A 23,114-nucleotide genomic window follows, 5' to 3' on the forward strand; every position below is an offset into this window, starting at 1 on the left:
CTTCGGTCCGCGCCGTCGTCCTTCTCGGCGCCGGTCCGCCCGTGCCGGCGTCAGGGTTTCACGGCCACGGCGCCGAACTGCGGCACCGCGGCGGCGGATTCCGCCCCGGCACGCCACTGCGAGCAGGGCACCAGCCCCGGCTCGACCAGCTCCAGGCCCTCGAGGAAACCGGCGATCTCCTCGCGGCTGCGGGCGGTGATCGGCGGGGTGGCGTTGGCGTTCCAGAACTCCATCGCGGCCCGGTTGCCCTCGCCGCCCACGTCTGCGTCGTAGGTCGGGTGGGTGAGGACGAGGTGGCTGCCCGAGGGCAGCGCCGCCATGAGCCGCCGCACGATGTCCCGGGCCTGGTCGGTGTCCAGGACGAAGTTCAGGATGCCCAGCATCATCAGCCCGACCGGCCGGGTCAGGTCCAGGGTCTCGGCGGCGCGCTGCAGGATGCCGTCCGGGTCGTGCACATCGGCGTCGATGTAGTCGGTGACGCCCTCGGGGGAGCTGGTGAGCAGCGAGCGGGCGTGCACGAGCACGATCGGGTCGTTGTCGACGTACACGATCCGTGACTCGGGGGCGATCCGCTGCGCGATCTCGTGGGTGTTCTCGACGGTCGGCAGGCCGGTGCCGATGTCGAGGAACTGCCGGATCCCGCGCTCGGCGGTCAGGAAGCGCACCGCACGGGCCAGGAACTCCCGGTCCGCGCGGGCCACCGCCCGGATCACCGGGAACATCCCGGCGACGTGCTCACCGACCCGCTGGTCGACCTCGTAGTTGTCCTTGCCGCCGATCCAGTAGTTCCACACCCGGGCGTTGTGCGCCACGGAGGTGTTCAGCTTCTCCGGTCCGGCCGTCGGGGAGTGGCCCTCGGTCACGTCGTCGCCCTTCTCCGGTTCTCGGTTCTCCGCCGTCATTGTGCCGCCCGGTGATCGCGCTGTCCCGGGAACCGCGCACCGTGGGCGGTTCGGGACGACTTTGGGACGTTTCGGTGCATGAGGGACCGGCTCCGGGACGTTCCGGCGCATGAGGAACACTGGACCGGTACGCCGTCCCGACCGGAAGCAGGACATGCCCGCCACACCCACGCCCCTCCTGGACCACCCCGGCCTGCCCGCCGGCCCCGTCGACATCCGGCTGGTCGTCACCGACATGGACGGCACGCTGCTGGACGACGCCAAGCGGATCCCCGACGGGCTGTGGCCGATGCTCGCCGAGCTGCGCCGGCGGGGTGTGCTGTTCAGCCCGGCGAGCGGCCGCCAGTACGCCACGCTGGCCCGGCAGTTCGCATCGGTCGCCGAGGGGATGGTGTTCATCGCGGAGAACGGCACGTACGTGGTCCGCGACGGCGTCGAGCTGAGCTCCGACACGATGGAGAAGTCCGTCGCGGCCGGGGTGGCCCGTACGGTACGACGGCTGGTCGCGGACGGCGCGGACGTCGGCGCCGTGGTCTGCGGCAAGCGGGCGGCCTACGTCGAGCGGACCGACGAGGCGTTCCTGGCGGAGGTCCGCAAGTACTACGTCGAGCACCGGATCGTCGAGGACGTCACCGCCGTCCAGGACGACGTGATCAAGGTCGCGCTGTTCGACTTCGGGTCCGCCGAGCACACCACCGCCCCGGCGCTCTCCGGGTTCGCCACCACCCATCAGGTCGTGGTCTCCGGCGAGCACTGGGTGGACGTCATGAACCGCACCGCGAACAAGGGCACCGCGCTGCGCGGCCTGCAGCGGGCGCTCGGCGTCACACCGGCGCAGACCATGGTCTTCGGCGACTACCTCAACGACCTGGAGATGCTCGACGCCGCCGAGTGGTCCTTCGCCATGGCGGGCGCCCACCCCGAGGTCGTCCGCCGGGCCCGCCACCTCGCCCCGTCCAACAACGACAACGGCGTGCTGCGCACCATCGCCCACGTGCTCGGGATCACCGGGTAGCGGTGTGCGCGCCCCGGTCGGCGCCGGTCAGCGGAGGATGCCGACTCCGCCGTACAGGGAGACCGGGCCCGCGCCGTCCGGTGCCCGCGTGTGCCGCCAGCCGTCGACCGGGACGACACCCGGCTCCAGCAGGTCGAGTCCCTCGAAGAAGGCGGCCACCTCGTCCCGGGACCGGGCGACCAGGGTCACCCCGCCCGCGGCGTACGCGGCGATGCCCTTCTGGACGTTCTCCGGCTCGAAGTCGGCCGTCATCGTCGACAGCACCAGGCAACTGCCCGGCGCCAGCGCCTCGACCAGCGTCGACACCACCTCGTGGGCGCCGTCCTCGTCGGCGACGAAGTGCAGTAGCGCGATCAGGGACAGGGCCACCGGACGGGCGAAGTCCAGGACCTGGGCGGCCTGTTCCAGGATGGCACGCGGATCGCGGGCGTCGGCCTGCACATACTCCGTCACGCCCTCGGGGGTGCCGCGCAGCAGCGCGCCCGCGTGGGCCAGCACGATCGGGTCGTTGTCGACGTAGACCACGCGGGCGTCGGGCGCCACCGACTGGGCGATCTGGTGCAGGTTCGGCTCGGTCGGTATGCCGGTGCCGATGTCCAGGAACTGGCGGATGCCGGCCTCGGCGAGCGCGCGCGTGGCCCGCTGCATGAAGGCCCGGTTGGCGCGCGCGGCCTGCGGTGCGCCGCCCCCGTCCACCGCCGCGATCTGCCGGCCGAGCCGCTCGTCGACGGGATAGTTGTCCTTGCCGCCGAGGAACCAGTCGTACACCCTGGCCGGATGCGGCCGTGTGGTGTCGATGTGCTGTGCGGCCGCCGGCTCGGTCCCCGTCACGCGCTGCTCCTTCACTCCCGCCGAATGCACTCCCACCGAATGCACTCCCGCCGAAATGCGAGCAGCAGTCTGACACGATCATGACGCGCGGCGCAGACAGTCCTCGGCCACCTCCTTGTCGAGCGCGGCCCGCACCAACGCGGCGGCCAGCACGGCCGGTTCGGTCTTCCCGGCGAGCTTGGTGAGCTTGTCCGGATCCTTCGGCAGGCCGAGCCGCTGTGCCCCGGACAGCGCCTTGTCGTCCAGATAGGGCGCTACTTCGGGCCACACGCGCTGGGCCTCGCGCAGGAAGATGTCGGCGCCGGCCGGACCGACCCCCGGCTCCTCCTGGAGCAGCCGCTTGAGTTCCCCGGTGTCGCCGTGCGCCTCCTCGTGCAGCCGGCGCAGGTCGCCGGACCAGCGGTCCAGCAACAGCTCTGCGCCGTCGCCGAGTTGGCTGGCGGTGCGCTCGTCGTAGCGCCGGTAGCCGCCGCGGCCGAGCGCGTCCACCCGCTGCTGCCAGTCCGCGTCGGCCATGCGGCGCGGGCTGTCCAGGTGGTCCTCGTGCAGGGCCTGCGCGGCGGCCACCGCGACGGAGGCGCGGATCCGGGCGCTGAGCAGCAGGGCCAGCACCAGCAGCCGGTACAGCGGCTGCGGGGCGTCCTTCAGTTTGATGCCCGCCTCCTCGGCGTAGGTCCGCCCGTACTGCGACAGCAGCTCGTGCAGGACCCTCTCGTCGCGGTTCATGGCTACGGCTTGAGCGGGTCGTGGCCCAGCGTCATCAGCCGGTGCCGGCGACGGGTGTCCTCCGGTGCCCTCTCCGGCTCCGGCTCGTCCGCCATGTCGACCAGGTCTCCGACCGTGTCGACGACCTTGTGCATCACGCGGATGTCGTCGTCGGTGAGGTCGGTACGGCGCTTCTGGAGGATGGCGAGGACATGCTGTCCGGTCTCCGTGCCCGCCTCATCGGGCAGCGGCTCGGTCGCCTCGTCGGCGTCCCGGACCCGCAGCCAGGCCGCGAGCTCCGCCGAGGTCATGTTCACCACGCGGTGGAAGTCCTCCCACAGCGCTTCGATTTCGAGGGAGTCGGCCATGGGTCTCCCCTTCCGTGCGGGGGTGTCGTGCTAACTGGGGGCGGTCTCACGCGGGTGGTTCTCGGCCTGGAACATCCAGCGCTGCTTCTCCAGGTCGGCGGTGACGGAGATCAGCAGGTCCTGGGTGACCGGGTCGGCCTCAGCCGTGGCCGCGATCCGTTCCCGGAGCCGGCCGACGGCCGTTTCGAGCGCCGACACCATCAGCTCCACCACCTCGGTGTCGCGCAGCCAGCCGTCCTTGGTGCCGGGCAGCGCGAAGGTCGCGGCGATGGTCTCGGGCCGGCCGTCCGGAGGCACGCCCAGTGCGGCGGCGCGTTCGGCGACCGTGTCGGAGTGGGCGCGGACCGTCGCCACCACCTCGTCGAGCTGGAGGTGGATCGACCGGAACCGCGGGCCCACGATGTTCCAGTGCGCCTGCTTGCCGATCAGCGAGAGTCCGAGCAGGTCCACCAGGGTGTTCTGCAGGGCGGTCCCGGTGACGCCGAGCGCCTCCTCGGGCAGCGTGCTCTTCACCACCGTCATGCTGCGTCCGTCCCCTTTCGCCAGTTCGGTTCGGTCGTGTCCGAAGGGGCGGGTGCCCAGCGGCCGGGAGAACAAACAGGCCTGATCAGCGGGCCAGCGACCGGTCCAGGAAGCGGATGACCTCGGCGAATACGTCCTTCTTGTCGGTCTCGTGGAACACCTCGTGCCGCGCCCCGGTGAAGATCCGCTCGGTCGGCCGGGAGCCGGCCAGCCGCTCCACGCCGATCCGGCTGCCGGGCAGCGGCACCAGCCGGTCGTCGTCCCCGTGCAGCCACAGCAGCGGCAGCGGGCCGATGTCACCGCCCCGGTCGACGGTCTCCAGGGTCCGCACGAACGCCTCCAGCGTCGGCCGCTTCATGGGCCCGTGCCACACCAGCGGATCGGCCGCGTAGGCGGCGCCGACGGCCGGGTCCCGGGAGAGCGCGGCCGGGCTCACCGGGGTGTCCGGGATCTCCGGAAGGGCCAGCAGCTGCCCCGGCAGCTCCCAGGCGCCGATCACGGGCCCGGACAGGATCAGCGCGCTCAGTTCGGCGCCGTACCGCTGGGCGTAGCGGGCCGCGATCAGCCCGCCCATGGAGTGGCCGACCAGGACGAGCGGCAGTCCGGGGTGCGCGGCCCGGGCGAGGTCCGCCACCGCGTGCACATCGGTGACCACGTCCTCGAAGTCCTCGATCAGCACCCGCTCCCCGGCCGACCTGCCGTGGCCGACGTGATCGGGCCCGTACACGGCCGCGCCGTGCCCGGTGAGCACGGCCGCGAGCTCGTCGTACCGGCCCGCGTGCTCGCCGTATCCGTGCACCACCAGGGCCAGGTACCGGGGTGCCGGGTGCGGCCACTCGCGTACGGCGACCGGGCCGTGGGTGCCGTCGAGGGTGTGCTCGCGGACGTGGTGCATGTCTCCTCCGGGTGTGTCGGTGAAGCTCCGGGGGGATCTTCCCAGCGGGCCGGTCGGAGGTCTATAGTCCAAAACTAGCAGTGCTAATTAAGTGTTCCCGTGTGGTCCGCCGATCGACAGTGCCGTCGATCGGTCGTAGGTCAGGAGTCGAAGCCGTGCGTCCCGTCCACTTCGCGGCCGCCCGCCGCACCCCCATCGGCAAGCTGCGCGGAGCCCTGTCCTCCGTCCGGCCCGACGACCTGGCGGCGACCGTGATCCGCCATCTGGTGGCCGATGTGCCCGCCCTCGACCCGGCCCGGATCGACGACGTCTACTGGGGCGCGGCCAACCAGGCCGGCGAGGACAACCGCAACGTCGCCCGCATGGCCGCCCTGCTCGCCGGACTGCCCGAGTCGGTGCCCGGCGCCACCGTCAACCGGCTGTGCGCCTCCGGCCTCGAAGCGGTCACCGCCGCCGCCCGCACCATCGCCGCAGGCGAGGCCGACATCGTGATCGCGGGCGGCTCCGAGTCCATGAGCCGCGCCCCCTTCGTGCTGCCCCGCCCCGACGAGGCCCTGCCCCCGCGCATCGAGACCTACGACACCCGGCTCGGCTGGCGCCTGGTCAACCCGGCGATGAAGGACCTGCACGGCCTGCTGTCCATGGGCGAGACCGCCGAGGAGGTCGCCGAGCGGTACGGCATCTCCCGTGCCCGCCAGGACGCGTTCGCCCTGCGCAGCCACCAACTCGCCGCCGCCGCACGCAAGAACGGCCACTTCGACGACGAACTCCTGTCCGTGGAGCGGCCGGACGGCATCACGGTCGAGCAGGACGAGTGCGTCCGCGAGGACACCTCGCTGGAGAAGCTGTCCAGGCTGAAGCCGGTCTTCCGCCAGGGCGGCACGGTCACCGCGGGCAACGCCTCCCCGATGAACGACGGCGCGGCCGGGCTGCTCCTGGTCAGCGAGGAGGCCCTGAACGAGCTGGGCCTGGAGTCCCTCGGCCGCTATGTCGCGGGCGCCTCCGCCGGGGTCCACCCCGATGTGATGGGCATCGGCCCGGTCCCCGCCACCCGCAAGGCGCTGGCCCGGGCCGGCTGGGACATCACCGACCTCCAGGAGGCCGAGTTCAACGAGGCGTTCGCCGCCCAGGCGCTCGCCTGCGTCGACCAACTGGGCATCGACCCCGACCTGGTCAACCCCACCGGCGGAGCCATCGCCCTCGGCCATCCCCTCGGCTGCTCGGGCGCCCGCATCCTGACGACACTCCTGCACCGCATGCGCCGCACGGGCGGCGAGCGGGGGCTCGCGACCATGTGCGTGGGCGTGGGGCAGGGCAGCGCGGTGCTGGTCGAGCGGCACTAGCGCATTTCCGACGGGGGGATCTGGTCAGTCGAGCCGCAGCAAGGAAACGGAGCAGCACTCCATGGCGACCCCGTCCGTCGCCGCCGTCCTCGCCGAGAACGCCCGGCGTCGCCCCGGGAAGACGGCGCTCGTCGAAGGCGATCTGCGGCTGCCCTTCGCGGAGGTGTGAGGCAGCGCCCTGGCCCGGGCGGGCGCGCTCACCGGGCTCGGGGTACGGCCGGGCGACCGGTGGCGTTGATGGCCCCCAACACCGCCGAGTTCCCGGTCGCCTACTACGCCATCGCCGCGGCGGGCGGGTTCGCCCGCGCCGAGGTGGAGGGCCGCATCGAGCTGCTGCCGCCCGGCGAGCTGGGCGAGGTCGTCGTCCGGGGCCACAACGTCTTGGAGGCCCTGGTCGACGGCTGGTTCCGCACCGGCGACCTCGGCACCAAGGACGAGGGGGGCTTCCTGAGGATCGTCGACCGCAAGAAGGACGTCATCATCCGCGGCGGCTGCAACGTGTACCCGAGGGAGGTCGAGGAGGTGCTGATGCGCCACCCCGGCATCGCCCAGGCCGCGGTCATCGGCCTGCCCGACGAGCTGCACGGCGAGGAGGTCTGCGCCGTCGTCGTACCGGCGGCGGGCGCCGTGCCCGACGCCGCCGGGATCATCGAGTGGTCGAAGGAGCACCTCGGCCGGCACAAGTGCCCGCGGCGCGTGGAGTTCACGGACGCCCTGCCGCTCGGGCCCAGCATGAAGGTGCTCAAGCGGGAGCTGTAGGCGCAGTACATGAAACGGTCATAGTAGGCGGAAGCGTTCGCGGCAGGGGTCACCTGACGAGACGATCCTTACGCCGGAGGCTTGTCAGGACATAGCATCGGTCCCCGCATGAACACGATGACGCTCTGGCACATGTCCGGCTGGGGGTTCGCGGCGCTCGCCTTCGCGGCCCTGCTCGTCGGCTTCTCCAAGACCGCGGTGAGCGGGGCCAACACGGTCAGCCTCGCCATCTTCGCCGCGGTCCTGCCCGCCCGCGCCTCCACCGGCGTCCTGCTGCCCGTCCTGATCGCCGGTGACGTCCTCGCCGTCCTCACCTACCGGCGCCACGCCCACTGGCCCACCCTGTGGCGGCTGTTCCCGGCCGTCGCGGCCGGGGTGGTGGTCGGCACGCTGTTCCTGATGTGGGCCGACGACGGGATCGTACGGACCTCGATCGGCGCGATCCTGCTGCTGATGGCGGGGGTGACGGTGTGGCGGCGGCGCACGGCGGACGCCGGGGCGGAACCTGACCGGGTCACCTCGCGCGCCGGCCGCGCGAAGGCCCGCTCGTACGGCGTGCTCGGCGGGTTCACCACGATGGTCGCCAACGCCGGCGGCCCGGTGATGTCGATGTACCTGCTGTCCGCCGGGTTCAGGAAGCTGGGCTTCCTCGGCACCTCGGCATTCTTCTTCCTCATCGTGAACGTCTCGAAGGTGCCGTTCAGCGCGGGCCTGGGCCTGATCGACGGCCGTTCGCTGCTCCTCGACGCGGTACTCGCCGTCTTCGTCGTGCCCGGTGCGCTGTTCGGCAAGTGGGCTGTGCACAGGATCAACCAGCGACTCTTCGAACAGCTCGTGATCGCGGCGACGATCGTGGGCGGGCTGCAACTGCTACTGCGCTAGCCCCAGCAGCGCCGGGAGGTCCGCGAAGGAGTCCAGGACATGGTCCGGTGTGCCGCTCGCGCCCTCCAGCGTCTCCTGCTGGAACTTCCCCGTCCGCACCAGCACCCCGGTGAGCCCTGCTCGTTGCGCCGCGAGGACGTCGGACTCCACGTCGTCGCCCACCATCAGCGCCTGCCCGGCGTCCATCCCCAGCCGGGCCAGCGCCGCCTCGAAGAAGGCCCGGGACGGCTTGCCCGTCACCTCCGCCTCCGTGTGCGCGGCCTTCTCCAGCCCGAGCAGAAAGGCACCGGAGTCCAGCTGCAGCCCGGCGTCGGTCCGCCAGTACAGGTTGCGGTGCATGGCGACCAGCCGCGCACCCCGCTGGAGAAACCCGAACGCCCGGTTGAGCGAGGCGTAGTCCAGCTCCGGCCCGGCACCGCCGAACACGACCACCTCGGGATCGTCGTCGACCAGGGTGACCTCGCCGAGGTCCTCCCCGATGTCCCCGCTGTTGAGCAGCGCGCAGCGGGCGCCCGGGAAGTGCTCGGCGAGGTGGGCGGCGGTGACGGCGGGCGCGGTGAGGACGTCCGCGGCACGCACGTCGAAACCGGCGCCGCTCAGCGTCTCGGCGATCGACGCCCGGGTACGGGACGTCGTGTTGGTCACCAGCGCCACGCCGAGTCCCGCCGCGCGGATCGCGCGCAGCGCGTCCACCGCGCCCGGCAGCGGCTTCCAGGAGACGGTGAGAACACCGTCGATGTCGATCAGCACGCCACGCACGGATTCCATGACCCAAGACCGTAGCGACCCGCCCGGCGGACCGTCCCGCACCACCTCGTACGCTCACCCCTATGCCCGCGCACGTCCTGATCCTCGGCGGCACCACCGAGGCCCGCCGCCTCGCCGCCGACCTCGCAGCGCGGCCCGGCGTCCGGGTGACCACGTCCCTGGCCGGCCGGGTGGCACGGCCGGGAGCGGTGGCGGGCGAGGTACGGATCGGCGGCTTCGGCGGTGCGCAGGGCCTGGCCGACTGGCTGCGCAGGCAAGCCGTGGACGCCCTGGTCGACGCCACCCACCCCTTCGCCGAGGCGATCACGGCCAACGCGGCGCACGCGGCGGCGGCCATGGAGGTGCCCCTGGTCGTCCTGCGCCGCCCCGGCTGGCGGCCGGGCCCCGGCGACCGCTGGTACGACGTCCCGTCCCTGGCCGGCGCCGCAGAGGCGCTGTCCGGCCTCGGCCGCCGGGTGTTCCTCAGCACCGGACGCCTGGGCCTCGCCGCGTTCGCCCACCTGACGGATCTGCACTTCGTCGTACGGTCGGTCGACCCGCCCGAGCCTCCCATGCCGCCCGACACCGAACTGGTCCTCGCCCGCGGCCCGTTCACGGTCGCCGACGAGAGGGAGCTGCTGCGGACCCATCGCATCGAGGTGCTGGTGACCAAGGACAGCGGCGGCGAGGCCACCGCCGCGAAACTGACGGCGGCGCGTGAACTCGGCCTGCCCGTCGTCGTCGTACGGCGCCCCCCGCTCCCGCAGGGCGTCACGGCGGTGTCCGACATGGCGGGCGTACTGGAGTGGCTCGGCCTCAGCCCTGAGTGAGGCCCGACCTCCGGAGCCGGTCGACGGTGCGCAGCGCCTTGTCCCGGTTCTTGGCGGACTTGATCCACACCGGCAGCGACCAGGGTCATCTTCCGCCCGATGTCGTACCAGGGCGCGCGCTCGCGCAGACCGCTTCCTCAGCCGGAGTCCGGCGCAGCTACTGATCCCCGGGGTTTCTGCGCAGCAGATACGTGTCCATGATCCAGCCCTTGCGCTCGCGTGCCTCGGCCCGCACCCGCTCGATGCGCGGGCCGGCCTCGGCGATCGGGCCGGAGACGAGGAGCTCGTCCGGGGTGCCGATGTAGGCCCCCCAGTAGATGTCGATGTCCTCCCCGGCGTACTGCCGGAAGGCCTGGTGCGCGTCCAGCATCACGACCACGTCGTCCACGCCCTCGGGGAAGCCCTCGGCCAGCCGCCGCCCGGTGGTGATCTGCACCGGCCGGGCCACCCGGTTCAGGCCCGTGCGATGCCGGGCGACCAGGGCGGAGACGCTGCTGATGCCGGGTATGACGTCGTACTCGAACGCGACCGCGCCGCGCTCCAGCACCTCCTGAAGAATCCCGAGCGTACTGTCGTACAACGCCGGATCGCCCCATACCAGGAAGGCACCGGTGCCGTCCTCGCCCAGCTCCTCGGCGATCAGGCGCGCGTAGATCCCGGCGCGGGCGCTGCGCCAGTCCTCCACCGCCGGTGAGTACGCCGACCCACCCGCCTTCCGGTCCCGCTCCGGGTCACGGGCCTCCACCACCCGGTACGAGCCCTCGGGCAGATGCGCGTCCAGCATGTCCCGGCGGAGCTGGGTGAGATCGCTCTTCACCTCGCCCTTGTCGAGCAGGAAGAACACGTCCGTGCTCCGCAGCGCCTTGACCGCCTGCAGGGTCAGCTGGTCGGGGTCGCCCGCGCCGATACCGATGACATGAATCTTTCGCACGCCCCGAGTCTGCCGCATGCCACTGACAGCGGGTGCACCGCGTCCACACACCCTGCGACGGCACCGGTTTCGTCAGCAACGGAGCCGGGGCGCCTCGTCCCCCGCGTCCACGGGTCCCTCCCCGCTCTCCACCCGCGCCGCCAGCTCCCGCGCCCACCGGGTGAGCCCGGCGAGATCGATCCCGTACGGCCGGTCCTCGCCCTGCTCCGTCTCCCAGTCCCCGAGCGCCCCCGCACCCCTCCGCAGCAGCCGTGCCCCGCCGACGGTGTTCCCGCGCGCCGCGTGCGTGAGGCCCACCGCCAGCTGGGCCAGCCCCCGCCACAGCGCGCGCTCCTCCTCGGGCCCCGACTTCCAGGCGTCCTCGAACACCTCGTGCGCATGGAACGGCTTCCCGGCGTCCAGCAGCGCCTGCGCCTCGCTGACCGTCTCCTGCGGCCGCCGTACGACACCCTCCGGCTGCCGGGGGACCCCCTCCGTGCCGTAGGGCAGCGGCCGGCCGAGCCCGTCCCGGGGCCGCGCGCTGCGTGCCCGCCCCTCCGGGTCCCGGTCCCTGGCATCCGATGCGCCCGCGTTCGTCATACGACCGATTGTCCCCGGCTCACCCCGGGCCCTCTTCGGCCCACCCCCGAAGGTGGGGTAAAGTGCTGTTCGCGCGATCACGCGGGTCACCGCGAGTGAGCGCATCGGGACGTGGCGCAGCTTGGTAGCGCACTTGACTGGGGGTCAAGGGGTCGCAGGTTCAAATCCTGTCGTCCCGACTGGAGTCCGCTCCGTCGTCGCAGGTCAGGGCCTTGTCTCACATGATGTGAGACAAGGCCCTCGATCGTTTCCGGGCACTCGACTCACAATGTGGTCAACCTGTCGTGTATCGCTACCAATCGGGTGCCGTCGGGAGGCGAGACGCGATCAGTTGGCCTACCGTGGAAACACGCCCGCAGTTGCGTGGTTGGGGAGTTTTGTCTCGCCAGGGAGGTGCCACATGGGTGGCGAAACCTCACCGACGGGCTCGCAGGAGAAATACGGGCTCTGGGCGGTCATCGTCGGGCTGGTGGTTCTGGCGGGACTGAGCGCCCTCTCCATAGCCCTCATGTGGAAGAACCCTGACAAGCTTCCAGGGATCATCGGCGCTGTCGCGAGCCCCGTCGTGGCCATTGTCAGTGCCTACCTCGGCCTGAAGATCGGCACGCAGCACGGTATTGCAACCACCGAAGCCGCTATGGCTGGTCGCGAAAAGGCTGAGGGTGCTGTGGCCAGCATCCTGGCAGACCTGGAGCCGGCGCAAGCACACCGGTATGTACGTCTGCTGAACCTGCCCGAACCGCCGGAGGGGTCACCACCCTCCGCATGACCACCAGCGCCTTCATCCGAACTGCGCACGGACGCGGCGACGCTGCCGCACCGGATGCCGCGGCACGTGGTTGACGCCGCCGTGGCCACCGTACGCGAGCTGGGCCGCGCCCAGCCGGACACCCTCGTCCACGGTGACCTGCACGCCCGCAACATCCTGCGCGCCGACCGTGAGCCGTGGCTCGCGGTCGACCCCAAGGGATACGCGGGCGACCCGGCGTACGACGGGGGCACGCTGCTGAAGACCTACGCGGTGCACCGGGCCACGGCCGGCGATCTGCCGAAGGCCCTGCACCGTGCCCTCGACGTCTTCGCCGAGTCCGCCGCGCTCGACCGCGAACGCGTCCGGTGCTGGGCCCAACTGCACGCGGTCCGGGCCGCGTTCCACGGCCGTCGGCATGGATTCCGCAGGGCCCGCCAGGGGGTGCGGCTCGATCGGCTCATCGCCCTCGCCGACCACCTGGCGGAGCTGCTCACGGAAGCGGGCTCCCGGTGAAGGTCACCGCGGTTCCCGTACGACGGCGACCTCGCCCGGCGGCACCGTCACCGAGTCGTGCAGCTCCTTACCGGTGAGGAGTTCCGTCGCCCCCGCTGCGGTCGACACCTCCGCGCCCTGCCCGGCATGGTCGATGACGAACAGGTAGTCCGCCTCCGGACCGCGCCGGCGGACCACCTCCACACCGGGCGGGGCCGTACGCACCGGCTCCACGCCCGCCTCGCCCCGGACGCGGTCCAGCAGCGCGGCCAGGGTGTCCGGGTCCGGCAGTGTGGCCAGGTACCAGGCGGCGCCGGTCCCGTGCGGGCGCCGGGTCACCGCGGGGACGCCGGACAGGGGGCCGTCGGCGTACGACGCGACCGCCTCCGCGCCCTCCAGCCGCAGCCGCTCCGACCACAGCGTGCCCGTCGCCCCGTCCGGGACCGCGCCGGACAGCGTGACCTGCTCGCCGGGCAGCAGCGGGAACGGTTCGTCCGAGCGGACGCCGAGCACCTCGCGGAACGCGCCCGGGTAACCACCCAGCCGTACCTGGCAGTTGTCGTCCACCGCCCCGCTGTGGAAGCCCACGGCGAGGGTGCCGCCGCGCTCGGCGAACGCCGACAGGTTCGCCGCGCCTGCGTCGTCCACCAGGTACAGGCTGGGGGCCAGCACCAGGCGGTAGGCGGACAGGTCCGTCTGCGGTCGTACGAAATCCACCGCCACGCCCGACCGCCACAGCGGCTCGTACCAGGCCCGGACCAGGTCGGCGTAGCGCAGCTCCCCGCTGGGCTGCGAGGGCAGTTCCAGGGCCCAGCGCGCGTCCCAGTCCCAGACGATCGCCACCTCGGCCGGACTCGTGCTGCCCCGGACCTCCGCCAAAGCCCGCAGATCCGCGCCCAGCCGCACCACGTCCCGCCAGATCCGGCTGTCGGTGCCCGCGTGCGGCACCATCGCCGAGTGCCACTGCTCCGCACCCGCCTTCGACTGCCGCCACTGGAAGTACGCGATTCCGTCCGCGCCGCGCGCCACGTGCGCGAGCGCGTTACGGCGCAACTCACCAGGTCGCTTCGCCCGGTTGACGGGCTGCCAGTTCACCGCGCCGGTGGAGTGCTCCATGAGCAGCCAGGGGCCGCCCGCGAGGGAACGGGTCAGGTCGCCGCTGAGCGCGATGTCGATCTCCGACGCCGGGTCGGTGGACATCAGGTAGTGGTCGTTGGAGACGATGTCCAGCTCCGGCGCCCAGCGCCAGTAGTCGAGCGCGTCGAAGTTGAACATCACCATGAAGTTGGTGGTGGCCGGGAGCGACGGCGCCGCCGCCCGCAGCACGTCCCGTTCCGCCGTGCACAGCGACAGCAGCTCGTCGGAGCAGAAGCGGCGCCAGTCCAGCTGGTGCGTCGGGTTGGGTACGGCGCCGGTGGCGCGCGGCGGCAGGACCTCCTCCCAGTCGTAGTACCACTGGCTCCAGAACCGCGTGCCCCAGGCGTCGTTGAGCGCCGCCAGGTCGTCGCCGTAGCGGGCCCGGAGCCAGCGGCGGAAGGATGCCGCGCTGGTGTCGCAGTAGCAGGCCGCGTTGTGGCAGCCGTACTCGTTGTGCACGTGCCACATGCGCACGGCCGGGTGGTCCGCGTAGCGCTCGGCGAGCGCGCCCGCGATGCGCAGCGCGGCCGCACGGTAGGCGGGGGAGGACGGGCAGAAGGTCTGCCGGCTGCCGTAGGAGAGGGTGCGGCCGTCCCGGTCGACGGGCAGCGCCTCCGGGTGGGCGCGGAAGAACCACGCCGGAGGCGCCGCCGTGGGCGTGGCCAGGTCGGCGGCGATGCCGTTCTCGTGCAGCAGGCCGAGGACCTTGTCCAGGTGCGAGAAGTCGTACACGCCCTCGGCCGGCTCCAGCAGGGCCCAGGAGAAGATGCCGACGCTGACCAGGTTCACCCCGGCCTCGCGCATCAGGCGCATGTCCTCGGCCCACACCTCCTCGGGCCACTGCTCGGGGTTGTAGTCGCCGCCGTAGGCGAGGCCGGGGACGGACAGGGTGGGTTTCACGGTGTTCTCTTCGTTCTCTTTCACGAAACGCGGCTCAGCCCTTGTTGGAGCCCAGGGTCAGACCGCTGACGAACTGGCGCTGGAGCGCGAAGTAGACGATCAGGGTCGGGATCGCGGTCAGCAGGGAGCCCGCGGCGACCAGGTTGGGGTCGGTGAAGTACTGGCCGGAGAGGTTGTTCAGGGCCGAGGTGATCGGCATGTTCTGGCCGGTCGAGATCAGCACCAGCGCCCAGAAGAAGTCGTTGTAGATCCAGATCGACAGCAGGGTCGCCAGGGCCGCCATCGCCGGCTTGCACAGCGGCAGGGTGATCTGCCAGTACAGCCGCCACACCGAGGCGCCGTCGACCAGCGCGGCCTCGGTCAGCTCGTGCGGCAGCGAGCGCATGTAGTTGCTCAGTACGAACGCGCAGAACCCGGACTGGAAGGCCACATGGATCAGGACCAGGCCGAGCGCGGAGTCGTACAGCTTGCCGCTGGCCGTGATGCCGGGCAGGTTCGTCAGCAGGTACAGCCGGTACAGCGGGGTGATGATGACCTGCTGCGGCAGCAGGTTGCCGGCCGTGAAGACCAGCAGGAGGGCGAGGTTGAGGCGGAAGTCGAAGCGGGCGACGTAGAACGCCACGCAGGAGGACAGGAACAGCGTCAGCAGCACGGCCGGGATCGCGATGACCAGCGTGTTGCCGAAGTAGTGCAGCATGTCCGACTGCTTGAAGGCGTTCGTGAAGTTCTCGAACGTCAGCTTGCTGGGCCAGGAGACGTAGCCCTTGGCGCTGGTCTCGCTGTAGGGCCGCAGGGCCGAGAAGATCGCCCACAGCAGCGGCGCCAGCCACGCCAGCGCCGTGCCGGCGAGGAAGACGTGCAGCAGGACCCGGGCCGGGCGGATCGGGGCGCGCCGCTTCAGCGGCGCCGCGACGGTGGTGCTGCTCATGCGCGCCGCTCCTTCCGGAAGGTGGCGATCAGATAGGGGATGATCACCGCGAGGGAGATCACCAGCAGGACGACGGCGATGGCGGAGCCGTAGCCGATGCGGCTGGACTCGCCGATGATGTTGTTGGTGACCAGGATCGACAGCAACTCGGTGCCCTGGGCGCCCTTGTTGAAGACGAAGACCAGGTCGAAGGCGCGCAGCGCCTCGATGATCGTGACCACCAGCACGACCGTGTTGGTCGGGCGCAGGGTGGGGAAGATGACGCTCTTGAACGTCTGCCACTCGTTGGCGCCGTCGAGGGCGGAGGCCTCTCTGAGGGAGGGGTCGACGCTCTTCAGGCCGGCCAGGTACAGGATCATCATGTAGCCGGTGTGCCGCCAGGACGCGGCGATCAGGACCGCCCACAGGTTCAGGTGCGGGTCGCCGATCCAGTCGATGTAGTGGCCCGGCTTGTTGGCCCCGATGAGGCTGTTGATCAGGCCGGTGTCCGGGTTGTAGACCAGCTGCCAGACGAAGCCGATGCAGGCCATCGAGATGACCACCGGCAGGAAGAACGCGGTCTGGTAGACCCGGCTGAAACGGATCTTCTTGTCCAGCTGGACGGCGAGGAAGAGCCCGAGCGGGGTCGGGATCAGGATCAGTACGACGAACCAGATGATGTTGTGCTGGACGGCGGGCCAGAACTGCGGGTTGTCGGTGAAGAGCTGCTTGAAGTTGTCCAGGCCCACCCACTTGATCGAGTCGAACCCGATGCCGTCCCAGGTGGTGAAGGCGAGGAAGATCGAGGCGATGGCGGTGACCCACACCAGGAGCACGTGCAGGATCGTCGGCACGCCCGCCATCAGGGCGAGCGTGAACCGGTCACGGCGGGTCAGCAGGCGCCGGTGGCCCTGCGTGGCCCGCTTCTTCACAGGCGAGGCGCCCGGAGGCGGCACCGCGGCCGCCTCCGGGGACTTCGTGGTCGTATCGGTCGTCATCGGGCCGCTCACTGGGACGCGAAGATGGTCTTCTTCTGGCGCTCGATGGACGACAGCAGACTGTCCACGCCCTTGGGGTTCTGCAGGAACTTCTGCAGGCCCGGCTGCATCACCGTGGAGGTGAAGTCGGGGCGGGAGTCGCGGTCCATGAACTGGGTGAGCGTCTTGGCGTTGCTGATCATGTCGAACGCCTTCTTCTGCAGCGCCGAGTACGAGGCGGTGCTCGCCTTGCTGGAGGCGGCCACCACGCTCGGGTCGCCCTTGAGGTACGTCTCCTCGGCCGCCGGGGTGCCCAGGTACTCCAGCAGCTTCACCACGCCGTCGTGGTTCTTGGGGGACTTGCTCACCATGAAGCCGTCGGTCGGCGCCTCGACCGTGTCCTGGCCGTAAGCGGAGTTGATCTCCGGGAAGGGGAAGAAGTCGAGGTCGTCCAGGTCGGCCTTGTTGGTGAACTGCTGGGCCACGAACGAGCCGAGGAGGTACATGCCGGCCTTCTTCGACACCAGCGTCTGCGCGGCGTCCTGCCAGGTGCGGCCCATGAAGCCGTCCTGGTGGTAGGGGAGGAGCTCGGCCCAGTGGTCGAAGACGGCCTTCACCTTGGCGTCGGTCCAGGCCGCCTTGCCCGCCATCAGCTGGACGTGGAAGTCGTAGCCGTTGAGGCGGAAGTTGATCTGGTCGAAGGTGCCCATCGCCGGCCAGGCATCCTTGTCGCCGAAAGCGATCGGGACCAGGCCGTCCTTCTTCATCTGCTTGCACAGGGCGACCAACTGGTCCCAGGTGGTGGGGACCTGGTAGCCGTGCTGCTGGAAGACGCTCTTGCGGTAGAAGATCGCCCAGGGGTACGTCGTCAGCGGCACGAAGTAGTACTTGCCGTCCTCGCCCTTGCTGAGCTTCTTCATCGCGTCCGGGAAGTTGTCCCCGATCTTCGCCCACACGTCGTCGATCGGCGAGGCCAGGCCCTTGGCCGCGAAGAACTGCATGCGGTACCCGGCGAACCAGTTGAACACGTCGTCCGGCGTGCCCTGCAGATACGAGTTGATCTGCTCCTGGAAGGTGTTGTGGTCCTTCGTGTTGACGTCGACCGTGATGCCGGACTGCTTCTTGAAGTCCGCGTACACGGCCTCGAAGGCCTTCTTCGGCACCGCGTCCGAGGCGTTGGAGCCGAGGGTGACGGTCTTCGGGTCCGAGGACGCACCGCTGCTCCCGCAGGCGGACAGCAGGGGTATGCCGGCACCGGCGAGCAGGGCGGCACTGCCTGCACCGCGCAGGATCGAACGACGGCTGGGACCCGGGACGGAGAGACCGGCGGGGGAGAGGCGCATGGCGGCTCCTGAGGAATACAGGGTTCGGTCAAGGGGATGAGTTGATCACCGAAAGGTTTTCGAAACCGATCAGAAACCAACTCGACCGAACATCGTGGGCGTAATAACAGCCCCATGTCCGCTCATGAGTCAATAGGTCGGCTCCCTCTGTGCTGTCTCTTGCCCGAAACGTAATCGTCACGGTCACCTGCGTGTTCACCGGAGCGCAGAGCCGACAGCCCCCACGGCACGGGCGGCCGTGGGGGCTGTGTGAACACGGGTGATTCCGCTTCGCGTCCTGACCAGCGGTTCGGGTCCGGGTCGGCGGTTCAGGTACGGACCAGCAGCTGGAAGTCGAAGGTGTACCGCGACGCCCGGTACACATGGCTGCCGTACTCCACCGGCCGGCCCGTGACGTCGTACGCGGTGCGCCGCATGGTGAGCAGGGCCGCACCCTCCTTCTCGTCCAGCAGGGCGCCCTCCTCGGCCGTGGCGCTGCGGGCGCCGATGGACTGGCGGGCGCTGTGCAGGACGATTCCGGCGGACCGCATCATGCGGTACAGACCCGTCGACTCCAGCTGCTGTGTCGGGAGTTCGAGGAGTGCGGCCGGCAGGTAGTTGCACAGGAACGCCACCGGTTGGCCGTGGGTGCAGCGCAGCCGCTCCAGGACGGTGACCTCGGCACCCTCTGCGAGCCCGAGCGCGGCGGCCACCTCCGCGCTCGCCGGGACCCGTTCGTTGCGCAGCACCCGGGTGGTCGGGCCCTGGCCGGCCGACTCCAGGTCGTCGTAGAGGCTGCTGAGCTCCAGCGGCCGTCTGACCTTGCTGTGAACGACCTGTGTGCCCACGCCGCGGCGGCGCACCAGCAGTCCCTTGTCCACCAGGGACTGGATGGCCTGGCGCACGGTGGGGCGGGACAGGCCGAGGCGTACGGAGAGGTCGACCTCGTTGCCCAGGAGGTTGCCCGGGGCCAGCGTGCCGTGTTCGATGGCCGACTCCAGCTGCTGGGCGAGCTGGTAGTACAGCGGCACCGGGCTCGTGCGGTCCAAAGCGAAGCTGAGGGAGTCGACCGCGCGATCACCCGGTGCCGTTCGCTGCGGGGTGCGGTGTACTGGGCTCATGCCTCTCAGGTGTAGATCTCGGACGCCAAGGGTGTCAATGCTTTGTACTTACATTCGAACCTGCTTCTGAAATGATGTCTTAACAAAGTATTGACAGCAGGCGCCCCAGGGACTTTGATCCCGTCCCAACGCAACAGCGTCCCTTCCCCCGTCGCACGCACAGTGAGGTGCAGGAAAGATGGACCGCTCTTCCCCCTCCCGCTCCCGGAGACTCGCCCCGGTCGTGGCGGTCGCCGCCGCGGCGGCCCTGACCCTCGCCGGCTGCGCCAGCAGCCATGGCGGCAAGAAGGCCGAGGAGGCGGCCCAGAACGCCTCGGCGGGCAAGGCCAACACCCCGCGCATGACCGTCGCGCTGGTCACGCACCAGGCGCCCGGCGACACCTTCTGGGACACCGTCCGCAAGGGCGCCGAGGCCGCCGCAGCCAAGGACAACGTCAAGCTCGTCTACTCCGCCGATCCCAACGCCGGCAACCAGTCGAACCTGGTGCAGAACGCCGTCGACCAGAAGGTCGACGGCATCGCGGTCACCCTGGCCAAGCCGGACGCGATGAAGAGCGTCATCGGCAAGGCGCAGCAGTCCGGCATACCGGTGGTCGGGCTGAATTCGGGCCTGAGTGACTGGAGGAAGCTCGGCCTGCTGGAGTTCTTCGGGCAGGACGAGAGCGTGGCGGGCGAGGCGTTCGGCGACAAGCTGAACTCCACCGGCGCCAAGAAGGTCGTCTGCGTCATCCAGGAGCAGGGCAACGTGGGCCTCACCCAGCGCTGCGACGGAGTGAAGAAGACGTTCAAGGGCACCACTGAGACGCTGTACGTGAACGGCACCGACATGCCGTCCGTGAAGTCGACCATCACGGCCAAGCTGAAGCAGGACGGCTCCATCGACACGGTCGTCACCCTCGGCGCCCCCTTCGCCCTCACGGCGGTGCAGTCGGTGGGCGACGCGGGCAGCAAGGCCAAGGTGGCCACCTTCGACTTGAACAAGGACCTGGTGAAGGCCGTCCAGAACGGCTCGATCGAGTTCGCCGTCGACCAGCAGCCCTATCTGCAGGGCTACCTGGCGGTCGACGCGCTGTGGCTCTACAAGAACAACGGCAACTACAGCGGCGGCGGGGTCCAGCCGGTGCTCACCGGCCCGGCCTTCGTCGACAAGTCCAATGTCGACAAGGTCGCCGAGTTCGCCGCGAAGGGCACCCGGTGATGAGCATGGCCCAGCAGGCTGAACCGGCCCTCGGCAGGCCGCCGGCGTCCGGCCCCGAGCAGAGCGACGGCCGCACCGCACGCCGCCCGCTGGCGCTGCGGCTGCTGGCCCGCCCCGAGGTGGGCGTCTTCCTGGGCGCCGCCGCCGTACTGGTCTTCTTCCTGGTCGTCGCGCCCTCGGTGCGCCAGGGCAGCTCGATGGCGACGATCCTGTACCAGTCCTCGACCATCGGGATCATGGCCCTGCCGGTCGCCCTGCTGATGATCGGCGGCGAGTTCGACCTCTCCGCGGGTGTCGCCGTGATCACCTCCGCGCTCACCGCGAGCATGCTCAGCTACCAGCTGACCCTGAACGTGTGGACCGGCGTGATCGTCGCCCTGGTCGTCTCGCTCGCGATCGGGTTCCTCAACGGCTGGATGGTGGTGAAGACCGGTCTGCCCAGCTTCCTGATCACCCTGGGCACCTTCCTGATCCTGCAGGGCGTGAACCTGGCCGTGACCAAGCTGGTCACCGGCAATGTGGCCACCGACGACATCAGCGACATGGACGGCTTCGACCAGGCCAGAAAGGTCTTCGCCTCGTCCTTCGACGTGGCCGGGGTGCAGGTGAAGATCACCGTGGTGTGGTGGCTGGTGTTCGCGGCGCTGGCGACCTGGGTGCTGCTGCGCACCAGGTACGGCAACTGGATCTTCGCGGTCGGCGGCAACAAGGAGTCCGCCCGGGCGGTGGGTGTCCCGGTGGCCTTCACCAAGATCTCGCTGTTCATGCTGGTCGGGTTCGGCGCCTGGTTCATCGGCATGCACCAGCTGTTCTCCTTCAACACCGTGCAGTCCGGTGAGGGCGTGGGCCAGGAGCTGATCTACATCGCCGCGGCCGTCATCGGCGGGTGTCTGCTCACCGGTGGTGCCGGTTCGGCGATCGGCCCGGTCTTCGGGGCGTTCATGTTCGGCATGGTCAACCAGGGCATCGTCTACGCCGGCTGGAACCCCGACTGGTTCAAGGCCTTCCTGGGCGTGATGCTGCTCGGCGCCGTCCTGATCAATCTGTGGGTCCAGCGCACGGCGACCCGGAGGTAACCGATGAACGACAACAAGACCCACGGCACCGTTGTCCAGGACACGCCGCCCGCTGCGGAGGGGCTGCTGGTCGAGCTGCGCAGGGCGGGCAAGTCCTACGGCAACATCCGCGCCCTGCACGGCGTCGACCTCAAGGTCCACGCCGGTCAGGTCACCTGCGTCCTGGGCGACAACGGCGCCGGCAAGTCCACCCTCATCAAGATCGTCTCCGGGCTGCACCAGCACACCGAGGGCGAGTTCCTCGTGGACGGGCACCCGGTGCGGTTCTCCACCCCGCGTGAGGCCCTGGACAAGGGCATCGCGGCGGTCTACCAGGACCTGGCCACCGTGCCCCTGATGCCGGTGTGGCGCAACTTCTTCCTCGGCTCCGAGATGACCAAGGGGCCGTGGCCCCTCCGGCGGCTGGACATCGCGCGGATGAAGAAGACCGCGGACGAGGAACTGCGCCACATGGGCATCGTCCTGGACGACCTGGAACAGCCCATCGGCACCCTCTCCGGCGGCCAGCGCCAGTGCGTGGCCATCGCCCGCGCCGTCTACTTCGGCGCCCGCGTCCTGATCCTGGACGAGCCCACCGCCGCCCTGGGCGTCAAGCAGTCCGGCGTGGTGCTGAAGTACATCGCCGCCGCCCGCGACCGCGGCCTCGGCGTCATCTTCATCACCCACAACCCCCACCACGCCTACATGGTCGGCGACCACTTCAGCGTGCTGCGCCTGGGCACCCTGGAGCTGTCCGCCTCCCGCGCCGAGGTCAGCCTGGAGGAGCTGACCAACCACATGGCCGGCGGCGCCGAACTCGCCGCCCTCAAACACGAACTGGCCCAGGTACGCGGCGTCGACACCGAGGAACTCCCCGAGGAGAGCGACCTCACCGCACCCGTCGCGCCCTCTCCGGAAGGAACCCCCTGACCATGGCCACCCCCACCCCGCTGGACCGGATCCGGGTCGGCTCGGCCCCCGACTCGTGGGGCGTCTGGTTCCCCGACGACCCGCGGCAGGTGCCCTGGGAACGCTTCCTGGACGAGGTGTCCGAGGCCGGCTACGAGTGGATCGAGCTCGGCCCCTACGGCTACCTCCCCACCGACCCCGCGCGGCTCAGGGACGAGGTGGCCCGGCGGAACCTGAAGGTCTCGGCGGGCACGGTCTTCACCGGGATGCACCGCGGCCCGTCCGTCTGGGCCAAGACCTGGGCGCACGTCAGCCAGGTCGCCGCGCTCACCCAGGCGATGGGCGCGCGGCACCTGGTCGTCATCCCCTCCTTCTGGCGGGACGACAAGACCGCCGAGATCCTGGAGCCGCCGGAGCTGACCGCCGAGCAGTGGGCGCACCTGACCAAGGGCATGGAGCGGCTCGGCCACGAGGTCAAGGAGACGTACGGCCTGGACATCGTGGTCCACCCGCACGCCGACACCCACATCGACACCGAGGCCCACGTCGAACGCTTCCTGGACTCCACCGACACCGAGCTGGTCAACCTGTGCCTGGACACCGGGCACTACGCCTACTGCGGCGGAGACAGCGTCAAGCTCATCGAGACCTACGGCGAGCGCATCGGCTATCTGCACCTCAAGCAGGTCGACCCGGACGTCCTCGCCGAGGTGATCGCCGACGAGGTGCCGTTCGGGCCGGCGGTGCAGCGCGGAGTGATGTGCGAACCGCCTTCCGGCGTGCCCGAGTTGGGGCCCGTCCTGCAGGCCGCGCAGCGGCTGGGCGTGGAACTGTTCGCGATCGTCGAGCAGGACATGTACCCGTGCGAGCCGGACAAGCCCCTGCCGATCGCGGTGCGGACGCGGCGGTTCCTGCGGTCCTGCGGAGCCTGACCACCGCTCGCCGGAACCGGGCTCCTTCGGTGGGCCCGGTTCCTTCGTGGGCCCGGTTCCCTCGTGGGTCCGGTTCCTTCGTGACCGCGACGGATTCGGCCAGG

General features: G+C 70.4%; 23 protein-coding genes, 1 tRNA gene and 2 pseudogenes. 12 read left to right on the top strand and 14 right to left on the bottom strand.

Annotated features, from left to right (window positions below):
* Positions 1–50: 50 nt before the first annotated feature.
* Entirely contained in the window at positions 51–863 is an 813-nt protein-coding gene (locus tag ACZ418_RS09915; RefSeq protein ID WP_468360771.1) for an SAM-dependent methyltransferase, read from the bottom strand.
* A 193-nt stretch (positions 864–1,056) separates the two neighbouring features.
* Here ACZ418_RS09915 and ACZ418_RS09920 point away from each other — a divergent pair, with 193 nt between their 5' ends.
* On the top strand, positions 1,057–1,917 hold the full coding sequence (locus tag ACZ418_RS09920; RefSeq protein WP_468360774.1) for a Cof-type HAD-IIB family hydrolase: 861 nt from the start codon (positions 1,057–1,059) through the stop codon (positions 1,915–1,917).
* Between the two features lie 27 nt (positions 1,918–1,944).
* On the opposite strand, the gene ACZ418_RS09925 is transcribed toward ACZ418_RS09920, so the two are convergent.
* The 5 genes from ACZ418_RS09925 to ACZ418_RS09945 form a co-directional block, all read right to left on the bottom strand.
* Entirely contained in the window at positions 1,945–2,748 is an 804-nt protein-coding gene (locus ACZ418_RS09925) for an SAM-dependent methyltransferase (protein ID WP_468359730.1), read from the bottom strand.
* Between the two features lie 78 nt (positions 2,749–2,826).
* Positions 2,827–3,474, bottom strand: coding sequence for an endonuclease (locus tag ACZ418_RS09930; RefSeq protein ID WP_468359733.1), 648 nt, complete (start codon positions 3,472–3,474; stop codon positions 2,827–2,829).
* A 2-nt stretch (positions 3,475–3,476) separates the two neighbouring features.
* Positions 3,477–3,821, bottom strand: a complete 345-nt coding sequence (locus ACZ418_RS09935; protein ID WP_468359736.1) for a DUF3140 domain-containing protein — start codon at positions 3,819–3,821, stop codon at positions 3,477–3,479.
* 30 nt (positions 3,822–3,851) lie between these two features.
* Positions 3,852–4,343, bottom strand: coding sequence for a Dps family protein (locus tag ACZ418_RS09940; RefSeq protein ID WP_468359739.1), 492 nt, complete (start codon positions 4,341–4,343; stop codon positions 3,852–3,854).
* 85 nt (positions 4,344–4,428) lie between these two features.
* Positions 4,429–5,238 carry an alpha/beta hydrolase gene (locus tag ACZ418_RS09945; RefSeq protein ID WP_468359742.1) on the bottom strand — a complete coding sequence of 270 codons (810 nt, stop codon included), beginning with the start codon at positions 5,236–5,238 and terminating at the stop codon, positions 4,429–4,431.
* A 155-nt stretch (positions 5,239–5,393) separates the two neighbouring features.
* On the opposite strand from ACZ418_RS09945, the gene ACZ418_RS09950 reads away from it, so the two are divergent.
* The 3 genes and pseudogenes from ACZ418_RS09950 to ACZ418_RS09960 all read left to right on the top strand — a co-directional run bounded on the left by ACZ418_RS09950 (position 5,394) and on the right by ACZ418_RS09960 (position 8,222).
* On the top strand, positions 5,394–6,581 hold the full coding sequence (locus ACZ418_RS09950) for a thiolase family protein (protein ID WP_468359745.1): 1,188 nt from the start codon (positions 5,394–5,396) through the stop codon (positions 6,579–6,581).
* Positions 6,582–6,881: 300 nt separating this feature from the next.
* Positions 6,882–7,340, top strand: a pseudogene (locus ACZ418_RS09955) (AMP-binding enzyme); the annotation flags it as partial.
* A gap of 108 nt (positions 7,341–7,448) precedes the next feature.
* Positions 7,449–8,222 (top strand): sulfite exporter TauE/SafE family protein, encoded by a 774-nt coding sequence (locus tag ACZ418_RS09960; protein WP_468359749.1) that lies wholly within the window; start codon positions 7,449–7,451, stop codon positions 8,220–8,222.
* Here ACZ418_RS09960 and ACZ418_RS09965 read toward each other — a convergent pair.
* Positions 8,211–8,990, bottom strand: a complete 780-nt coding sequence (locus ACZ418_RS09965; protein ID WP_468359752.1) for an HAD-IIA family hydrolase — start codon at positions 8,988–8,990, stop codon at positions 8,211–8,213. The two genes, ACZ418_RS09960 and ACZ418_RS09965, sit on opposite strands and share 12 nt — an antisense overlap.
* 62 nt (positions 8,991–9,052) lie before the next feature.
* Here ACZ418_RS09965 and ACZ418_RS09970 point away from each other — a divergent pair, with 62 nt between their 5' ends.
* Positions 9,053–9,799 carry a cobalt-precorrin-6A reductase gene (locus ACZ418_RS09970; RefSeq protein ID WP_468359755.1) on the top strand — a complete coding sequence of 249 codons (747 nt, stop codon included), beginning with the start codon at positions 9,053–9,055 and terminating at the stop codon, positions 9,797–9,799.
* 157 nt (positions 9,800–9,956) lie between these two features.
* Here ACZ418_RS09970 and cobF read toward each other — a convergent pair whose 3' ends face one another.
* Together cobF and ACZ418_RS09980 are read right to left on the bottom strand one after the other, a co-directional pair.
* Entirely contained in the window at positions 9,957–10,730 is a 774-nt protein-coding gene (gene cobF / locus ACZ418_RS09975) for a precorrin-6A synthase (deacetylating) (RefSeq protein WP_468359758.1), read from the bottom strand.
* Positions 10,731–10,802: 72 nt separating this feature from the next.
* A complete protein-coding gene (locus tag ACZ418_RS09980; RefSeq protein ID WP_468359761.1) occupies positions 10,803–11,309 on the bottom strand; it encodes a DUF309 domain-containing protein in 507 nt (168 codons plus the stop codon).
* Positions 11,310–11,414: 105 nt separating this feature from the next.
* Between ACZ418_RS09980 and ACZ418_RS09985 the strand changes: the two genes are divergently transcribed.
* From ACZ418_RS09985 to ACZ418_RS09995, 3 genes and pseudogenes are all read left to right on the top strand, one after another.
* Positions 11,415–11,488: transfer RNA gene (locus tag ACZ418_RS09985), tRNA-Pro, on the top strand.
* A 221-nt stretch (positions 11,489–11,709) separates the two neighbouring features.
* A complete protein-coding gene (locus tag ACZ418_RS09990; RefSeq protein WP_468359764.1) occupies positions 11,710–12,078 on the top strand; it encodes a hypothetical protein in 369 nt (122 codons plus the stop codon).
* An 18-nt stretch (positions 12,079–12,096) separates the two neighbouring features.
* Positions 12,097–12,573 (top strand): annotated as a pseudogene (locus ACZ418_RS09995) (aminoglycoside phosphotransferase family protein); the annotation flags it as partial.
* Between the two features lie 3 nt (positions 12,574–12,576).
* Here the strand turns inward: ACZ418_RS09995 and ACZ418_RS10000 are convergent.
* From ACZ418_RS10000 to ACZ418_RS10020, 5 genes are all read right to left on the bottom strand, one after another.
* The gene (locus ACZ418_RS10000) at positions 12,577–14,589 is read right to left on the bottom strand and encodes a beta-galactosidase (protein WP_468359767.1); all 2,013 of its coding nucleotides are present in this window, start codon (positions 14,587–14,589) and stop codon (positions 12,577–12,579) included.
* A 34-nt stretch (positions 14,590–14,623) separates the two neighbouring features.
* On the bottom strand, positions 14,624–15,517 hold the full coding sequence (locus ACZ418_RS10005) for a carbohydrate ABC transporter permease (RefSeq protein WP_468359769.1): 894 nt from the start codon (positions 15,515–15,517) through the stop codon (positions 14,624–14,626).
* Positions 15,514–16,494 carry a carbohydrate ABC transporter permease gene (locus ACZ418_RS10010; protein ID WP_468359772.1) on the bottom strand — a complete coding sequence of 327 codons (981 nt, stop codon included), beginning with the start codon at positions 16,492–16,494 and terminating at the stop codon, positions 15,514–15,516. Before ACZ418_RS10010 ends, ACZ418_RS10005 begins: the two co-directional genes overlap by 4 nt.
* Positions 16,495–16,502: 8 nt before the next feature.
* Positions 16,503–17,816 carry an ABC transporter substrate-binding protein gene (locus ACZ418_RS10015; protein WP_468359775.1) on the bottom strand — a complete coding sequence of 438 codons (1,314 nt, stop codon included), beginning with the start codon at positions 17,814–17,816 and terminating at the stop codon, positions 16,503–16,505.
* Between the two features lie 308 nt (positions 17,817–18,124).
* Positions 18,125–18,916 carry a GntR family transcriptional regulator gene (locus ACZ418_RS10020; protein WP_468359778.1) on the bottom strand — a complete coding sequence of 264 codons (792 nt, stop codon included), beginning with the start codon at positions 18,914–18,916 and terminating at the stop codon, positions 18,125–18,127.
* Positions 18,917–19,094: 178 nt separating this feature from the next.
* On the opposite strand from ACZ418_RS10020, the gene ACZ418_RS10025 reads away from it, so the two are divergent.
* From ACZ418_RS10025 to ACZ418_RS10040, 4 genes are read left to right on the top strand one after another with little or no spacing between them, the layout of a single operon-like run.
* Complete coding sequence (locus tag ACZ418_RS10025) at positions 19,095–20,114, top strand: substrate-binding domain-containing protein (protein ID WP_468359780.1); 1,020 nt, start codon at positions 19,095–19,097, stop codon at positions 20,112–20,114.
* Positions 20,114–21,190 carry an ABC transporter permease gene (locus tag ACZ418_RS10030; RefSeq protein WP_468359783.1) on the top strand — a complete coding sequence of 359 codons (1,077 nt, stop codon included), beginning with the start codon at positions 20,114–20,116 and terminating at the stop codon, positions 21,188–21,190. The genes ACZ418_RS10025 and ACZ418_RS10030 overlap by 1 nt, the downstream gene beginning before the upstream one ends.
* A 3-nt stretch (positions 21,191–21,193) precedes the next feature.
* Positions 21,194–22,099 carry an ATP-binding cassette domain-containing protein gene (locus ACZ418_RS10035; RefSeq protein ID WP_468359785.1) on the top strand — a complete coding sequence of 302 codons (906 nt, stop codon included), beginning with the start codon at positions 21,194–21,196 and terminating at the stop codon, positions 22,097–22,099.
* A gap of 2 nt (positions 22,100–22,101) precedes the next feature.
* Positions 22,102–23,010: a sugar phosphate isomerase/epimerase family protein gene (locus ACZ418_RS10040; RefSeq protein ID WP_468359788.1), complete on the top strand. Its 909-nt coding sequence runs from the start codon at positions 22,102–22,104 to the stop codon at positions 23,008–23,010.
* The last annotated feature ends 104 nt before the right edge of the window (positions 23,011–23,114 follow it).

This window comes from Streptomyces sp. NPDC030820 (assembly GCF_055572075.1).

Coding starts and splice junctions, on each gene's coding strand:
- ACZ418_RS09920 (WP_468360774.1), top strand. CDS start 1,057: ATGCCCGCCACACCCACGCCCCTCCTGGACCACCCCGGCCTGCCCGCC.
- ACZ418_RS09930 (WP_468359733.1), bottom strand. CDS start 3,474: ATGAACCGCGACGAGAGGGTCCTGCACGAGCTGCTGTCGCAGTACGGG.
- ACZ418_RS09935 (WP_468359736.1), bottom strand. CDS start 3,821: ATGGCCGACTCCCTCGAAATCGAAGCGCTGTGGGAGGACTTCCACCGC.
- ACZ418_RS09940 (WP_468359739.1), bottom strand. CDS start 4,343: ATGACGGTGGTGAAGAGCACGCTGCCCGAGGAGGCGCTCGGCGTCACC.
- ACZ418_RS09945 (WP_468359742.1), bottom strand. CDS start 5,238: ATGCACCACGTCCGCGAGCACACCCTCGACGGCACCCACGGCCCGGTC.
- ACZ418_RS09960 (WP_468359749.1), top strand. CDS start 7,449: ATGAACACGATGACGCTCTGGCACATGTCCGGCTGGGGGTTCGCGGCG.
- ACZ418_RS09965 (WP_468359752.1), bottom strand. CDS start 8,990: ATGGAATCCGTGCGTGGCGTGCTGATCGACATCGACGGTGTTCTCACC.
- ACZ418_RS09970 (WP_468359755.1), top strand. CDS start 9,053: ATGCCCGCGCACGTCCTGATCCTCGGCGGCACCACCGAGGCCCGCCGC.
- ACZ418_RS09980 (WP_468359761.1), bottom strand. CDS start 11,309: ATGACGAACGCGGGCGCATCGGATGCCAGGGACCGGGACCCGGAGGGG.
- ACZ418_RS09990 (WP_468359764.1), top strand. CDS start 11,710: ATGGGTGGCGAAACCTCACCGACGGGCTCGCAGGAGAAATACGGGCTC.
- ACZ418_RS10005 (WP_468359769.1), bottom strand. CDS start 15,517: ATGAGCAGCACCACCGTCGCGGCGCCGCTGAAGCGGCGCGCCCCGATC.
- ACZ418_RS10010 (WP_468359772.1), bottom strand. CDS start 16,494: ATGACGACCGATACGACCACGAAGTCCCCGGAGGCGGCCGCGGTGCCG.
- ACZ418_RS10015 (WP_468359775.1), bottom strand. CDS start 17,816: ATGCGCCTCTCCCCCGCCGGTCTCTCCGTCCCGGGTCCCAGCCGTCGT.
- ACZ418_RS10020 (WP_468359778.1), bottom strand. CDS start 18,916: ATGAGCCCAGTACACCGCACCCCGCAGCGAACGGCACCGGGTGATCGC.
- ACZ418_RS10025 (WP_468359780.1), top strand. CDS start 19,095: ATGGACCGCTCTTCCCCCTCCCGCTCCCGGAGACTCGCCCCGGTCGTG.
- ACZ418_RS10030 (WP_468359783.1), top strand. CDS start 20,114: ATGAGCATGGCCCAGCAGGCTGAACCGGCCCTCGGCAGGCCGCCGGCG.
- ACZ418_RS10035 (WP_468359785.1), top strand. CDS start 21,194: ATGAACGACAACAAGACCCACGGCACCGTTGTCCAGGACACGCCGCCC.
- ACZ418_RS10040 (WP_468359788.1), top strand. CDS start 22,102: ATGGCCACCCCCACCCCGCTGGACCGGATCCGGGTCGGCTCGGCCCCC.